This is a genomic window from uncultured Nevskia sp. (assembly GCF_903885465.1).
Classification (GTDB): Bacteria; Pseudomonadota; Gammaproteobacteria; order Nevskiales; family Nevskiaceae; genus Nevskia.
In genome coordinates this window covers 1-14,035 of the sequence record NZ_CAISIQ010000299.1, presented here as the reverse complement: position 1 = coordinate 14,035, position 14,035 = coordinate 1, and the positions used below count along the sequence as shown (strand labels likewise).

General features: G+C 65.1%; 15 protein-coding genes. 5 read left to right on the top strand and 10 right to left on the bottom strand.

From position 1 onward, the window contains the following. Positions 1 to 116: 116 nt before the first annotated feature. A complete protein-coding gene (locus QZY06_RS11585; protein WP_295684367.1) occupies positions 117 to 569 on the bottom strand; it encodes a hypothetical protein in 453 nt (150 codons plus the stop codon). Positions 570 to 731: 162 nt separating this feature from the next. Here QZY06_RS11585 and QZY06_RS11580 point away from each other — a divergent pair, with 162 nt between their 5' ends. Then, positions 732 to 2,408, top strand: coding sequence for a lytic transglycosylase domain-containing protein (locus tag QZY06_RS11580; protein WP_295684364.1), 1,677 nt, complete (start codon positions 732 to 734; stop codon positions 2,406 to 2,408). A gap of 3 nt (positions 2,409 to 2,411) precedes the next feature. Here the strand turns inward: QZY06_RS11580 and QZY06_RS11575 are convergent, their stop codons facing one another. The 6 genes from QZY06_RS11575 to QZY06_RS11550 form a co-directional block, all read right to left on the bottom strand. Then, the gene (locus tag QZY06_RS11575) at positions 2,412 to 2,921 is read right to left on the bottom strand and encodes a DUF2062 domain-containing protein (RefSeq protein WP_295684361.1); all 510 of its coding nucleotides are present in this window, start codon (positions 2,919 to 2,921) and stop codon (positions 2,412 to 2,414) included. Then, positions 2,918 to 3,280 carry a DUF1475 family protein gene (locus tag QZY06_RS11570; RefSeq protein ID WP_295684360.1) on the bottom strand — a complete coding sequence of 121 codons (363 nt, stop codon included), beginning with the start codon at positions 3,278 to 3,280 and terminating at the stop codon, positions 2,918 to 2,920. The genes QZY06_RS11575 and QZY06_RS11570 overlap by 4 nt, the downstream gene beginning before the upstream one ends. 7 nt (positions 3,281 to 3,287) lie before the next feature. Beyond that, complete coding sequence (locus QZY06_RS11565; protein WP_295684357.1) at positions 3,288 to 4,577, bottom strand: cyclopropane-fatty-acyl-phospholipid synthase family protein; 1,290 nt, start codon at positions 4,575 to 4,577, stop codon at positions 3,288 to 3,290. Positions 4,578 to 4,634: 57 nt separating this feature from the next. Then, positions 4,635 to 5,417, bottom strand: coding sequence for a DUF1365 domain-containing protein (locus QZY06_RS11560; protein WP_295684353.1), 783 nt, complete (start codon positions 5,415 to 5,417; stop codon positions 4,635 to 4,637). Then, a complete protein-coding gene (locus QZY06_RS11555) occupies positions 5,402 to 6,679 on the bottom strand; it encodes an NAD(P)/FAD-dependent oxidoreductase (protein WP_295684350.1) in 1,278 nt (425 codons plus the stop codon). The genes QZY06_RS11560 and QZY06_RS11555 overlap by 16 nt, the downstream gene beginning before the upstream one ends. A 101-nt stretch (positions 6,680 to 6,780) precedes the next feature. Further along, positions 6,781 to 7,446 (bottom strand): arylesterase, encoded by a 666-nt coding sequence (locus tag QZY06_RS11550; protein ID WP_295684347.1) that lies wholly within the window; start codon positions 7,444 to 7,446, stop codon positions 6,781 to 6,783. Here QZY06_RS11550 and QZY06_RS11545 point away from each other — a divergent pair. Genes QZY06_RS11545 through QZY06_RS11535 form a run of 3 tightly spaced genes read left to right on the top strand, consistent with a single transcriptional unit; the run spans position 7,445 to position 11,284 of the window. Then, the gene (locus QZY06_RS11545; RefSeq protein ID WP_295684345.1) at positions 7,445 to 8,137 is read left to right on the top strand and encodes an ABC transporter ATP-binding protein; all 693 of its coding nucleotides are present in this window, start codon (positions 7,445 to 7,447) and stop codon (positions 8,135 to 8,137) included. The genes QZY06_RS11550 and QZY06_RS11545 overlap by 2 nt on opposite strands. Then, entirely contained in the window at positions 8,130 to 10,667 is a 2,538-nt protein-coding gene (locus QZY06_RS11540; RefSeq protein ID WP_295684343.1) for an FtsX-like permease family protein, read from the top strand. The genes QZY06_RS11545 and QZY06_RS11540 overlap by 8 nt, the downstream gene beginning before the upstream one ends. Next, the gene (locus QZY06_RS11535) at positions 10,664 to 11,284 is read left to right on the top strand and encodes a pyridoxamine 5'-phosphate oxidase family protein (protein ID WP_295684341.1); all 621 of its coding nucleotides are present in this window, start codon (positions 10,664 to 10,666) and stop codon (positions 11,282 to 11,284) included. The genes QZY06_RS11540 and QZY06_RS11535 overlap by 4 nt, the downstream gene beginning before the upstream one ends. Before the next feature lie 12 nt (positions 11,285 to 11,296). On the opposite strand, the gene QZY06_RS11530 is transcribed toward QZY06_RS11535, so the two are convergent. Next, entirely contained in the window at positions 11,297 to 11,725 is a 429-nt protein-coding gene (locus tag QZY06_RS11530) for an organic hydroperoxide resistance protein (protein ID WP_295684338.1), read from the bottom strand. Between the two features lie 236 nt (positions 11,726 to 11,961). Between QZY06_RS11530 and QZY06_RS11525 the strand changes: the two genes are divergently transcribed. After that, positions 11,962 to 13,065, top strand: a complete 1,104-nt coding sequence (locus QZY06_RS11525; RefSeq protein ID WP_295684336.1) for a hypothetical protein — start codon at positions 11,962 to 11,964, stop codon at positions 13,063 to 13,065. A 4-nt stretch (positions 13,066 to 13,069) separates the two neighbouring features. On the opposite strand, the gene QZY06_RS11520 is transcribed toward QZY06_RS11525, so the two are convergent. Continuing rightward, a complete protein-coding gene (locus QZY06_RS11520) occupies positions 13,070 to 13,945 on the bottom strand; it encodes an HlyD family secretion protein (RefSeq protein WP_295684335.1) in 876 nt (291 codons plus the stop codon). A gap of 9 nt (positions 13,946 to 13,954) precedes the next feature. Further along, positions 13,955 to 14,035: DUF1656 domain-containing protein (locus tag QZY06_RS22210; RefSeq protein ID WP_367275618.1), on the bottom strand; the 81-nt coding region annotated here is incomplete at its 5' end.

Here is a 14,035-nt window from a genome sequence, read left to right as displayed (position 1 = left end):
GTGCAGCGCCGAAACCTTCAGGCGTTGCGTGCGATACGGCTCGATCGGCGGATAAGGCTGGGCCATGGCTGCAAAGTGGGATCAGGAGGGGGACGCAATTAGCTTAACCGACAGCCTCAAGCGATCGACCGCAGGAAGCCCCAGAGCAGCACTGCGAAGCCGCCGATCTCGGCCAGCGCCAGCAGCCACATGAAGCCGTGGATCGCGAAGCCGGGCAAGGTGCCATTGCCCAGGCGATGCGGATTGCGCATCTGGTTGTCGGTATCGCGCAGGATGCCGTGCAGCACATAGGTGGCGATCGCCAGCGCGAAGAACAGCAGCGGCGCAGCCACGGCCAGCGAGGTGCCGGCTGCGGACAGCGGCGAATACGGCACGAATTCGCGGATCAGCATTGCCGAGAACGCGTACATGAGGGCTGCGCGATGAGCGATGTCGACATAGACCGGCGCGGCGGCTTCGGCGCTGGTGGCGATGCAGCGGTACTTCCACCAACCGGTCAGCAGGCCGGTCATGAAGAAGCTGCCGGCAGCGAGCAGGCACAGTGTTTCGGCGTTGACGGCAGTGGACATCGGGGAACTCCGGAGTAAGGTGCAGGAACCTGCGAGCGGCCTTCTGCGGTCGCTTCGGCGGAACGGTCTTTGCACATTCATTGTCGCCTGATCGAACGCTGCGATAGCATCCGGTCCAGCATCCGTTTCTGACGTTCACAGCCGTCCCGAGCACCGAACACCATGTCGAAAAATCCCCTGATCCTGGTGCTGCTCGCCAGCTTCGCCGCGCCGCTTGCCGCAAGCGATGCGCCGGGCGCCGCCGCTGCGGCCGTCGTCGCGCCTGCTGCTGCCACGGTGGTACTCGAGGATCCGAATTTCCCGACGCCGAGCCTGATCAAGCCAAGGGTCGACTTCTGGAAGCAGGTGTTCGCCGAATGGTCTGAAAACAACAGCGCGCTGCACACCAAGGATGATGTTTCCAAGGTGTTCACGGTGCTCGATTTCCGCGCCGATGCCGCCGTGCTGTCGCCGAACGAGCTGGCTGCCAAGAAGAGCCGCGAGGAAAAAGCCGCGCGGACCGATCTCGAAGCCAACCTGCGCGGGCTGCAGGCGCGCATCGACGGCGGCGAAGTGATCAACCCGGATCTGCTGCCGGCCGATCAGGCCCGGATCGTCGCCCTGTTCGGCAACGATCAGAACCCGAAGCGCTACGAGAAGGCCGCCGAGGATCTGCGCTTCCAGCGCGGCCTGCGCGAGCGCACCCAGCACGCGCTGGAAATCTCCGGCCGCTATCTGCCAGAGATGGAGCGGATCTTTGCCGGCTACGGCCTGCCGACCCGGCTGACCCGCCTGCCGCTGGTCGAATCCAGCTTCAATGTTGATGCCTATTCGAAGGCCGCCGCCGCCGGGCTCTGGCAGTTCATTCCGTCATCGGCGCGCATCTACATGCGCCTGAACAATGTCGTCGACGATCGCCGCGACCCGTGGACCTCCACCGACGCCGCCGCCCGCCATCTGCGCGACGATTACGACGCGCTCGGCAGCTGGCCGCTGGCGCTGACCGCCTACAACCACGGCCGCGGCGGCATCGCCAAGGGCCTGCGCGAAGTCAACGGCACCACCCTGACCGACCTGATCGAGCACTACCAGGCCAAGTCCTTCGGCTTCGCGTCGTCGAACTTCTACTCGGAGTTCATCGCCGCTAGCGAGATCGAGCGCGATTACCGCAGCCATTACGGCGAACTGCAGCGCGAACCGCTGCTGCGCTTCGATACCGTGCGCACCCACGACTACGTGCGCTACGACACCCTGCGCAAGCTGGCCGGCGCCGATGACGAGGAGTTCCAGCGCCTCAACCCGGCGTTCCGCCCGGAAGTGGTCAACGGCCGCCTGCGCGTGCCGCCGGACCATGAGATTCGCGTGCCGAGCGGTGCCGGCCAGCGCTTCGACATCGCTTACGCGACGCTGACCCCGGACCAGCGCCACGACAGCCAGATCCGCCTCTATTCGACTCACGTCGTCGCCCGCGGCGATTCGCTGGGCAAGATCGCCAAGCGCTACGGCGTGTCGAGCAAGGACATCCTGGTCGCCAACAACCTCGGCAATGGCAGCAAGCTGCGCAAGGGCCAGAACCTGCAGATTCCGACCGGGGACGACAAGCTGATGGTGGCGGTGATCGACACCAAGCCGGCGGCACAGACCGCGGCGCATCCGATCAAGGTCAAGGCGGAATCGCCGAGCGTGTCGGTGGCCAAGGCCGTTGCTCAGCACGGCACCCATCGCGTGCGCTCGGGCCAGACCTTGGGCGCGATCGCCAAGCGCTACCGGACGTCGATCAGTGCACTGCAGGAATTGAACGGCTTCGGCGACGCCGACGTGTTGCGCGTCGGCGCGATGATCAAGGTGCCGCGCGGCTAGCGGCTAGATTGGCGTTACTGCGCGGCTACGCCTTGCCAGCCGGCGCAGCGCCGGCCGCAGGCCGAAGTACAGCGCCATGATCGCCAGCGGCGCGGCGACCATCCAGGCCGCGACGCCGCCGAGCGCCACCAGCCCGAATTCGGCGATGAACTCCGTCGGCCCGGCCTGGAAGCGGCTCATCATTTCGGGAATCGACAGCGCCACGTGCGGCGCGCCGAACCATTCGCCGGCTCGATAGAACGGCAGCAGCAGCACGAACTGCAGCGGATAGCAGAGGTAGTTCACCAACTGGATGATCGGCTGGTTCAGGCGCAGGCCCCAGGCGACGAGGCCGCACAGCACCGTGGTGGAACCCAGGATCGGGAACACGGCGATCACCGCGCCGAGCGCGGCGGTCAGCGCGATCTTTTCCGGGGTGATGCCTTGCCGAAGCTGGGCCAGCACCGGCCCGACGACTTTCCGACGCCAGAACGACTGGCCCGGTGCGACGACGGCGGTGGCTGGATCGCTCACCGAACAGCCGGCTTGCGGCGCAGCAGGAAGTCTTCGATGGTCGCGTTCGGCGGCAGCTTGGCAAGTTGAATCAGCGCGTAGACCGCCATCGCCATATTGCCGGTCAGCAGCACCGCAACCAGCCACAGGACCCGCGCCAGCCACGAGGTTTCCTTGTAGGCGATCCACAGCCAGAACCACAGGAAGGCGTAGAAGGTGTCGAACAAGGTTGCCACGAACCAGGCGTTGTAGTTCGCGGCCGGGTTGGCGATCAGATCATTGATCGCCGGCACGATGCTGACGTGGCCGGTGGCCCAGGTCGATGCCCCGACAAGGGAGGCGAACGCGAGGACCGCAAACAGGCCCAGTCCGAACTTCATCAAAACCTCAGCTTTGTTTGGTCAGCGTGATGTGCATCAAGTCGATCGAGCCGGTGCGGAAGCCGCATTCACAGTAGCTCAGGTAATAGCGCCACATGCGCAGGAAGCGCTCGTCGAACTGCTTGACGATCTGTTCCCGCACGCTCAGCACGTTGCGATGCCAGGCAGCGAGCGTATCAGCGTAGTCCTTGGCGTAGAACCGGGCATCGCTGGCCACCAGGCCGGCCTGCTTCGACAGCGTTTCGAACAAGGTCGGCGGGCACAGCATGCCGCCCGGGAAGATGTACTTCTGGATGAAATCGCGCTTCGAACGATAGTTGTCGAAGATCGCCGGATTGATGGTGATGCCCTGGATCGCCGCCACGCCGCCCGGCTTCAGCGCCTTGCCGATCGCCTGGAAATAGCCTGGCCAGTATTCCTCGCCGACGGCTTCGTACATTTCGATCGACACCACGCGGTCATAGGTTTCGGTGACGTCGCGGTAGTCGCGGATCTCGAAGGTGACGCGATCCGATACGCCGGCCTTCTCGGCCCGGATCTTCGCTTCCGCGTACTGCTCGTTGGACAAGGTGATCGAGTGCACCCGGCAACCGGAATGCGTCGCCGCGTAGATCGCGAAGCCGCCCCAGCCGGAGCCGATCTCGAGCAGCGTGTGCTCGGGGCGCAGGTCCAGGCGCTCGTACATCAGCCGGAACTTGTTGATCTGCGCGTCCATCAGCGTTTCGTTCGGCTGGATGTACATGCCGGAGGAGTACGCCATCGTTTCATCGAGCCACATCTTGTAGAACTCGTTGCCGAGGTCGTAGTGGTACTCGATGTTCTTCTTCGCGGTGCGCTTGGTGTTGGCTTTCAGCTTGTGCTTGATCATGCCGAAGAAGCGGCCGAGCCAGTTCATCTCGAACGGGCCCTTGTAGTGCGGCTCGTTGAGGTACATGACCATCAGCAGGCGGGTGAGATCCGGCGTGTCCCAGCAGTCGTCCAGGTAGGCGTCGCCGATGCCGACTTCGCCGCCGGTCAGCAGGTGGCGCATCAGCGCCTCGCTCTTGATCTGCCACAGGCCGTGGGGGCCGGGCTCGCTGCCTTCGAAGCGGCGCGTGCTGCCATTGGGCAGGACGATGTCGAGGGTGCCGACCTTCACACCGGACATCATGTACATCAGGATCTTCAGGCCCCAGCTCAGGCCTCGATTGTCGCCGCGAGTGGCGAAGTCAGCGGGCAAGTCGGGCGAGAAACCGTCCCGGCCCATGATCTGCTGAAGCTGTTCGCGGCGATCGTGATTGCTGTCGTTGTGGTTCATGGCGGCGGCTAGGGTGTCCAGATGATGCCTGACGAGCCTGATCAAGAAGAACTCGACTCAGCTCACTTCACGTTCAGGCGGCGCCGGCTTGCCGTGGAAGCGGCCGCCGCGCAACCAGATTTTCAAGGCTTCCCAATGAATGCCGGCGACCACCTTGAAGGTCATCAGCGGCATCTTCAGCACCTGCTTGACGATGGCGCGATCGGTGAGCAATACCCGCTCGCCGGCCAGCGTTGCATCAAGTATCGGCACCCCGTCCCGCGTCTCGTGGATCGCCACCCGCAGCCGCTCGCCGGGATCGTCGAGCGTGAAACGGTAGCGGCCCACGAGGTCGAAGAACGGCGACACGTGGAAGCACTTGTCCTTCTCATGCAGGTGCTCATACGGCATCGGCTGGCCGTCGGATGCGAGCAGATAGCAATGCTTTTCACCGAAGGTATTGCGCACCTCGGCAATCACCGCCCGCAAGGAACCGTCGCGGTGTTCGCAATACCACATCGAGATCGGATTGAAGGCGAAACCGAACAGCCGCGGGAACGCCAGCAGACGAATCCGACCGCCGTCCAGCGTGATGCCGGCAGATTGCAGCATTGTTTCCGCCCACGACCGCAACGCGCCCAGCTGACCACTGCCGTGGTCGCGATCGTGGATCGCCAGCACGTTGAAACGGTTGCGCGACAGCAGCCGCAGCGGCGCAACGGCTTCGTCGATCCGGTCGATATCCCAGACGATGTAGAACACCTGGTAGACGAAGCGGTACAGCGGCGCGATCAGCCGGCGATGCATCACCCGGCTGGGGTAGAGCGCGGCCGGCGGGCTCGGGATCAAAGCGCGGTCCATTCCGGCAGACAGCTCGCATCGATGCCCTGCACCGCCCGAAGACCGGACTTCAGGCCGTCTTCGTGAAAGCCGTAGCCGGTCCAGGCACCGGCCCACCACAGGCCGCCACGACCCTGGATCGCCGGCAGTTTCGCGTGGGTCAGCTTGCTGGCGGCGGTGTAGTGCGGGTGGTGGTAGACGATGTCGTAGATGATCTTGGCAGCCGCCACCGGCCGCTGCGGATTCAGGGTGACGATGTAGTTCACCGGTCCCGGAATGTGCTGCAGCAGGTTCATCCAGTAGCTGCCGGAAATGCGCTGGTCGTGAATCTCCGAGACCGGATGGGTGTAATTCCAGCTCGCCCAGGCAGCACGACGCTTGGGCAGGAAGCTGTCGTCGCTGTGCAGCACCACGCGTGATTCGCTGTACGGGATGCCGGCCAGCACTTCGCGCTCGGCATCGGACGCGTCGCTGAGCAGACGCAGGGCCTGATCGGAATGGGTGGCGCAGACCACGCGATCGAAGCGCTGCTCGCCACCCGGCAGTTGCAGCAGCACGCCATCGTCCGGCGCGCGGCGAATGCCGAGCACCGGCGTATTCAGACTCAAGGCGCCTTGATAGCGCGCCATCAGCCGCTTGACATAGGTGTTGCTGCCGCCGATGACCGAATGCCAGGTGGGCTGCTGGGTTGCGGTGAACAGGCTGTGGCTGTCGAAGAAGCGCATGAAATCATCGGCTGGATACTCCGCGGCGGCCTTCGGCGAGCAGCTCCAGATCATCCCGGCCATCGGCAGCAGATAGTCGCGGCGCAGCGCCTGCGAAAAACCCTGGTCGTCGAGGAACTGGCCCAGCGAGCCGCTCGGCAGCGTGCCGGCTTTCAGCAGCGCATTGCACTGCTTGTTGAGCTTGAGGATCTCCAGCAGCATGCGGATGTGGCCGGGCTTGAACAGGTTGGTCCACTGCGCGAACACCGTCCACATGTGGTCGCTGCCCTTCCACTCGTAACGGCCATCGCCGATCGATACCGCGAAGGACATGCTGGTCGGCCGGGTTGCCACTTCCAGCTCCTTGAACAGCGCGGTCAGGTTCGGATAGTTGATGCCGTTGTAGACGATCCAGCCGGTGTCCACCGCGCCCGGCCCCTCCGGCGTGTTGATGGCGATGGTGTTGGTATGACCGCCGATGCGGCCATCCTGCTCGATCAGCGTGACCTCATGCTTGCGCGCAAGGAAATAGGCAGCAGACAGGCCCGAGATGCCGGAGCCGATGACAGCGATTTTCATGGGGGACGCAGGGACTGGTGGTCAGTGGCTGGTGTCTGGCGAATATGCGCCATGGGCTCGGCCTTGTCTGGCCACTGGTGGCGAACCACCAGCCACTGCTGTTACGGCTTGGACGAACCGGAGGATGCAGCCGCCCTCAGCAGGGGCGACAAGGTCGGCCAGACGGCATCGAGAATCTGCGGCTGCGCTTCGGTGCGCGGGTGGATGCCGTCATCCTGGAACCAGCGCGGCCGGTCCTCGGCGATCGAAGCCAGGAAGAACGGCATCAGCGGCGCCTGCTTGGCCTTGGCGACATCGGCAAAGGCGCGACGGAAGCGTTCGGTGAACACCGGGCCGTAGTTGTTCGGAATGCGCATCTCGAAGACCACCGGCTTGGCGCCGGCGGCGAGCACCAGATCGCTCATCTTTTCGAGATTGACCCGCATCTGCTGCAGATCGAGCCCGCGCAGACCGTCATTGGCGCCGAGTTCCAGCAGCACCACATTCGGCTTGTGACGTGCCAGCGCCGCAGGCAGCCGGGCCAGGCCGCCGGCCGTGGTCTCACCGCTGACTGAACCGTTGACCACGTTCCAGGTCTTCAAGCTGGTGTCGGCTTGAGTTCGGAGCTTCCGCGCCAATAAATCAACCCAGCCGCTGCGGGTATCCACGCCGTAGCCGGCACTCAGGGAATCGCCCCAGACGAGGACCGTCGGCGCAGCCCAGACACTGCCGGCGAACAGCCAGCCCGCCAGCATCAGGAACAGACGAACAGGGAGTTGTATACGCATGAGCGCAGATGCCAGCGATTCGAAATCGAAAGTGATTGTGGCTGAAAACATCGTCCAGCAAATCGTCAGCGGCGGTGAGCGCATCGCGATCCTGAACGGCCTGAACCTGGCGATCGCCGCCGGTGAATCGGTGGCCATCGTCGGTGCTTCCGGCTCCGGCAAGACCACCTTGCTGTCTCTGCTCGCCGGGCTGGATTCACCCAGTTCAGGGGAGATCATGCTGGCCGGCCAGCGACTTTCAAGCCTCGACGAGGATGGACGGGCGCGATTACGCGCCGGACGCGTCGGCTTCGTATTCCAGTCGTTCCAGTTGCTCGCCGGTTTGACGGCGCTGGAGAACGTCATGCTGCCGGCCGAACTCGCCGACCGTGCCGACGCCGAGAAGCTGGCCCGCGACACGCTGACCCAGGTCGGCCTCGCGGCGCGCACCGGCCACTATCCGTATCAGCTGTCCGGCGGCGAACAGCAGCGAGTCGCCATCGCCCGAGCCTTCGCCGCCGGCCCGGAAATCCTGTTCGCCGACGAGCCGACCGGCAATCTCGATGCCGCTACCGGCGCCAAGATCATCGATCTGCTGTTCGCCCTCAATCGCGATCGCGGCGCCACCCTGGTGCTGGTCACTCACGATCAGCAGCTGGCCGAGCGCTGCGATCGCGTGCTGCGCCTGAATGCGGGCCGCTTCGATGTCTGATGCCTTGGCCGTACCCGCCAGCGCTTTCCGCTTCGCGCTGCTGAGATTGCGGCGCGGCTGGACCAGTGGCGAACTGCGCGTGCTGGTGCTGGCGCTCGCGGTTGCGGCCGCTGCGGCGATCGCCGTCGGCCTGTTCACCGATCGCGTGCGGCTGGCGCTGGAATCCGGTGCCGGCGAACAGCTCGGTGCCGACGCGATCATCACCGGCCGCGATCCGCTGCCGGAAGCCGAACTCGCCAAGCTGCGCGAGATCGGCGTCCGCATCGTCACCGTCACCACCTTTCCGAGCGTGGTTGCCAGAGTCGATGGTGAACAAACCCAGCTGGCGACGATCAAGGCCGTCGAAGCCGGTTATCCGCTGCGCGGTGCGCTGCTGCTGAGCCGCGAGCCGTATGGCGCGACGGAAGTGGCGCCGCCGCAACCGGCATCCGGCGAAGTCTGGGTCGATCAGCGGCTGTGGACGGTGCTCGGCTTGAGCCTCGATGCCGGCCTGCAGGTCGGCAGCAGCAGCTTGCGGGTCAGCCGCATCGTTGCCGAGGAGCCGGGCCGCAGCGGCGCCTTCGCCGAACTGGCGCCGTCGCTGATCATCAATGCCGACGACCTGGCCGCCACCGCGCTCGGTGGTCCCGGCAGTCGTCTGCAGCTCAGCTATCAGCTCGGCGGCACGCGTGACCAGCTTGCTGCCGCCGAGGCCCTGAAGCTGCCGGACAAGTTCAAGTTCACGACCCCGGAAAATGGCCGGCCGGAAATCAGCAATTCGATGAACCGCGCTCGCAGCTTCCTGAACATCGCGGTGCTGGCGACCATCCTGCTCGCCGCCGCGGCGGTCGCCTTGTCGGCGCGCCAGTACAGCACTCGCCTGCGCGATGAAGTGGCGCTGCTGAAAGTGCTCGGCGCGCGGCGCGGCTTCATCCGTCGGGTGCTGGTGCTGCAGATCCTGCTGTTGGGTTTGCTGGCCGGTGGTGTCGGTGCCGCGATCGGCGTTGTCGGGCAGGCGGTGCTCGCCAACCTCGCCGCACCGGTGCTGAACATCGCGCTGCCGGCACCGGGCTGGTTGCCGCTGCCAGCGGTGCTCGGCCTGGTGCTGCTGATGCTCGCCGGCTTCGCACTGCCGCCGGTGCTCGCTTCGGTGAACACCGCGCCGGTGCGGGTGTTCCAGCGCGCGGCCGATCCGCGACACAGCTTGATTGGGGGCTCGGTCTGGGGCCTGGTCGCGGCGATCGTCGCGATCGCTGCCCTGCTCTGGTTGCAGGCCGGCAATCTGAAGCTTGCCGGTTTCGTGCTCGGCGGCGCGCTGGCCACCGCCGGCGTGCTCGCGCTGTTCGCCTGGATTCTGGTGCGCGGCCTGGCCGGCATCCGCTCGCGTGGCGGCATCGCCTGGCGTTTCGGCCTGGGCAACATCGCTCGGCGCAAGGGCGCAGCGGTAGCGCAGATCGTGGCTCTGGGTGTAGCTCTGATGGCGCTGCTGCTGGTCACCGTGGTCCGCGAAGACTTGCTTGCCACCTGGAAGAACAAGCTGCCGCCGGAAACGCCGAACCAGTTCCTGATCGGCATCCTGCCGGAGCAGCGTGAACCGCTGCAGGCCTTCTTCAAGGCGCGCGGCGTGGCCACGCTCGATCCGGTGCCGATGGTCCGTGGCCGTCTGCAAGCCGTACGCGGCCAGGACGTTACCGCCGACAGCTTCGACGATTCGGAAACCCGCCGCTGGATCAACCGCGAGTTCAATCTGAGCTGGACCAGCCACTTCGGCGAGGACAGCGCGTTCATCGACGGCCAGCCCTGGGGCGAGGAAGCGCGCGGCAAGCCCTGGCTGGCGGTCGATGACTATGCCGTCGAACGCCTTAAGCTGAAGATCGGCGACAGCATCACCATCGACTTCGCCGGCACGCCGCTGACCCTGGAAGTGCACGCGGTGCGCAAGATCAAATGGGACAGCTTCAAGCCGAATTTCTTCCTGGTCACGCCGCCCGGCGTACTCGATGCCGAAGGCCTGAATCCGCCGCTGCAGTGGATCGCCAGTTTCTATCTGCCGCGTGATCAGCGGGCCTTGCTTCGAGACTTGATCCGCGAATTTCCGAACGTCACCGCGCTCGATCTCGATGCGGCGCTGAATCAGGTGCGGACCATCGTCGATCGCATCGTCGGCGCGCTGGAATTCATCTTCCTGTTCACTCTGCTTGCCGGGCTGATCGTGATGCTCGCGGTGATCGAAGGCTCGCGCGCCGATCGGGTTCGCGAAACCGGCGTGCTGCGCGCGCTCGGCGCATCGGCGCGGACCATCCGCCAAGGCTTGATCGCCGAATACCTGGTGCTCGGTGGACTGGCCGGTGCGGTCGCGGCATTTGCTGCGCAGGCGCTGGCCTGGGTGCTGGCGACGCGGGTGCTCGAACTGCCGTATGGCCCGCGTCCGCTGCTATGGCTGGCGGGCACGGTCGCCGGTGCGCTGATCGTCGCTGCTGCCGGTTATCTGAGCTTGCGCAAGGTGCTGCAAACCTCGCCACGCAGCGTGCTCGCCGGGGGCAATGGATGAGCAGCGAAGCGCGCCTGCCGCCGGACAGCCTCGACGCGATCGAAGCCGAAGCCTGGGCCTTGCTCGAAGCGGGCGGCGGCTCGTTCCGCGCGCCGTTTCATGCCGGTACTTTGGGCACTATCGGCGATGACGGCCCGAATCTGCGCACGGTGATTCTCCGCGGTGCTGATGGCACCAGCCGGCGCATCTGGTGCCACACCGATATCCGCTCGCCGAAGATCGCCGAGCTGGCGGCCGATTCCAGAATCGCCTGGACCTTGTACGACGAAGCCTCGCGCCTGCAATTCCGCGCCTGGGGCCGGGCAAAAGTCCATCACGATGACGACATCGCCCGCGCCCGCTGGCAAACCACGGTGCTGAACAGCCGGCGCATCTATCACGCCGTGGCGCCACCGAGTTCGATCAGCCCGATACCGACGGGCGGCCTGCCGCCGGAACTCGACGACGAGCGCTGGACACCCGAATACAGCGAACTTGGCGCAGCCAACTTTGTGGCACTGGAAACGCGGATCACCCGGCTGGAAGCGCTGTATCTGCATCACGCCGGCCATCGCCGCGCGATGTTCCGCTACGGCGATGACGGCGCCCACCTGGCGGCGGACTGGCTGATTCCCTGATCAGCGCCGCGATCAGGCGATCTTCAGCTTCACATCGACATTGCCGCGCGTCGCATTCGAATACGGGCAGACGATATGTGCGGCGTCGACCAGCGTCTTGGCTTCCGCCGCATCGAGGCCGGGAATGGTCACCGTCAGTTCGGCGGTGATCGCGAAGCCGGTGGCGGTCGGGCCAATGCCGATCGCGGCGGCGACCTTGGTGTCGGCCGGCAGCGTCTTCTTGCTCTTGCCGGCGACGAACTTCAGCGCGCCGAGGAAGCAGGCCGAGTAGCCAGCAGCGAACAATTGCTCGGGATTGGTGCCGCCGACACCCGGGCCGCCCATTTCCTTCGGTATCACCAGCTTCACATCGAGCACGCCGTCATCGGTGACGGCATGGCCATCGCGGCCTCCGGTGGCGTGGGCATGGGCGGTATAGACAACTTTGTCAGGTGCAGCCATGGGAAAACTCCTTCTATAGGCAGGGAAGCCCTGCGAGAACAATGATTTCTGGATGACCCTCGGTCCCGCCGAGGCGGCATCCGCGATTCACGACCCGGCATCTTTCAATAGTTGGGACGTACCCCCGATATAGGGGGTGCGTGGGTCACGGGATAATCAAGACAATGCAAACGTCGCCAAAGTGCCGTTCGCTTTCACGAACCCGTGCAGTCTCTTTACCGAACCCCAGGCCCACCGTGTCCAGAATCCTGATCGCCCTGCTGTGCTTCGCCGCGTTCTCCACCTCGGCGCTCGCCGATACCTGCCTGAACACCGACAAGGAAAAGTACGCCGACAACGATCCGCGCTCGTCCGATTACGGCAAGTGCAAGTCCACCGGCCCGACCGACAACTACGGCTCGGTGACCACCATCGGCAAGCAGATGGAAGGCATGCTGCAGCGGAATGCGCCCGAGCCGCGCCGGCAGTTCAGCGCCGAGGAAAGTGCATCGATCCACGAGAGCGATCGCGAGCGCTTCGCTAACAGCCAGTACTCGATCCTTTGCGAGGTCGAGGCCTGCGTCGACAGGCCGTCGCCGTATCCAAACGCGAACACCACGCCGGAGCAGCAGCAGGCGGTCCGCGAGGAGATCAAGGCCGCGATCGCCAGCGGCAAGCTGCTGGAAACTTATGGCGACGACAGCTACGCCAAGAAGTGGCTCAGCGGCGGTGACCCGGTCGCCAACTGGAAGATGTGCGAAGTGGCGACGACGCTGACCAAGGCCTACGTTTACGGCAACGGCGTGACCGCGGCACAGAAGAACCCGGCCAAGGGCCTGGCGATCGCCCGTGCCGGTTGCACGGCCAACTGCGGCGGCACCTGCCTCGAACTCGGCCGCATCTTCGCAGCCGGTGACGCCGTGGCACCGGGCGTCGACAAGATCCTCGGCAAGACGCCGCACGAGCAGACCGTGTTCGCGTTCGAAACCGCCATCCGCAACGGCATCACCGCGGCCTACGAACCGCTGGCCGACCTGAACAGCGGAACGCCGGCCCGCTACAAGGGCAAGACCTATTTCAATCTGGTCGAGATGGATAGCTACAACTACTGGAACAACAGCTATACCGATCGCCGTCTGGCCTACCGCCAGTACCAGAAGTGCCTGAAGGCCGATCCATCCAACCTGAACTGCGCGCGCGGTATCAACCTGTTGCTGAAGGATGTGACACCGAACCGCGGCGACGTCTTCAAGCTCGCCAGCGATGTCACCAACGAGGACATCAGCTTCTACAAGGACTACCAGCAGAAGCTCGAAGCGCTGCTGGCCACCGCGCAGAGCACGCCCACTCCCGCGCCCTGAGCATTCAGCTGCCGGCGGCCACCGGTTCGACGATCACCGTGCAGGTCATGCCCGAGACCAGCACCGTGCCTTCCGGCACTTTATCGAGCGCGATCCGCACCGGCACGCGCTGAGCGAGACGCACCCAGTTGAAGGTGGGATTGACGTCGGCCAGCAGGCGCGGGCCGAGCGGGTTGTCGCGGTCGGTGATGCCGCGCGAAATGCCGTCGACATGGCCACGCAGTTCGGGGCCACCACTCATCAGCCGAATCCGCACGGGATCGCCCTCGTGCAGATACGGCAGCTTGGTTTCCTCGAAATAGCCGTTGATGCGGAACGAGCGGACATCGACCAGGGCCAGCATCGGCCGGCCGGCGTTGGCGTAGTCGCCGGCGTGGACTTCGAGGTTGCTGACATAACCATCGACCGGCGCCAGCACCTCGGTACGCTTCAGGTTCAACGCCGCGGTATCGCGGGCGGCCTGCGCCTGGTGGTAGAGCGCGGCGGCCGATGAAGCGGTCGATGCCGAAGCCTCGCGGCTTTCGCTGGACACCACGATCCCGGACAGACTCGCGCGGCGTGCCGCTTCGCTGCGCTTCATGTCGTAGTCGGCCTTGCGGGCGCTGACCGCGGCATCGGCTTCGGCCAGTGCGTGCTGGTAGCGCTCGGAGTCGATTCGCAGCAGCACGTCGCCACGCTTCACCAGCTGGTTCTCGGCAACCAGCAGTTCGACGACCGCGCCGGAGACATCGGGTGCGATCGCGATGACATCGGCCTTCACCCGGCCATCACGCGTCCACGGCGAATACTGGTAGTGGCGCCATAAGCTCAGACCGATGGCCACGGCAGCGGCGAAGATCAGGCCGGTCGACAGCAGGCGCAGCAGGTTTCTCGGATTCATTTGGCAGACCTAGGAATACAGCACGAGCCCGAGCGCGCCGAAGATGCAGACGAACAGGCTGAAACGGAACAGCGCCGGGTGCCAGACGCG

Coding starts and splice junctions, on each gene's coding strand:
- QZY06_RS11550 (WP_295684347.1), bottom strand. CDS start 7,446: ATGCGTATACAACTCCCTGTTCGTCTGTTCCTGATGCTGGCGGGCTGG.
- QZY06_RS11545 (WP_295684345.1), top strand. CDS start 7,445: ATGAGCGCAGATGCCAGCGATTCGAAATCGAAAGTGATTGTGGCTGAA.
- QZY06_RS11580 (WP_295684364.1), top strand. CDS start 732: ATGTCGAAAAATCCCCTGATCCTGGTGCTGCTCGCCAGCTTCGCCGCG.
- QZY06_RS11570 (WP_295684360.1), bottom strand. CDS start 3,280: ATGAAGTTCGGACTGGGCCTGTTTGCGGTCCTCGCGTTCGCCTCCCTT.
- QZY06_RS11555 (WP_295684350.1), bottom strand. CDS start 6,679: ATGAAAATCGCTGTCATCGGCTCCGGCATCTCGGGCCTGTCTGCTGCC.
- QZY06_RS11585 (WP_295684367.1), bottom strand. CDS start 569: ATGTCCACTGCCGTCAACGCCGAAACACTGTGCCTGCTCGCTGCCGGC.
- QZY06_RS11540 (WP_295684343.1), top strand. CDS start 8,130: ATGTCTGATGCCTTGGCCGTACCCGCCAGCGCTTTCCGCTTCGCGCTG.
- QZY06_RS11535 (WP_295684341.1), top strand. CDS start 10,664: ATGAGCAGCGAAGCGCGCCTGCCGCCGGACAGCCTCGACGCGATCGAA.
- QZY06_RS11560 (WP_295684353.1), bottom strand. CDS start 5,417: ATGGACCGCGCTTTGATCCCGAGCCCGCCGGCCGCGCTCTACCCCAGC.
- QZY06_RS11530 (WP_295684338.1), bottom strand. CDS start 11,725: ATGGCTGCACCTGACAAAGTTGTCTATACCGCCCATGCCCACGCCACC.
- QZY06_RS11565 (WP_295684357.1), bottom strand. CDS start 4,577: ATGAACCACAACGACAGCAATCACGATCGCCGCGAACAGCTTCAGCAG.
- QZY06_RS11520 (WP_295684335.1), bottom strand. CDS start 13,945: ATGAATCCGAGAAACCTGCTGCGCCTGCTGTCGACCGGCCTGATCTTC.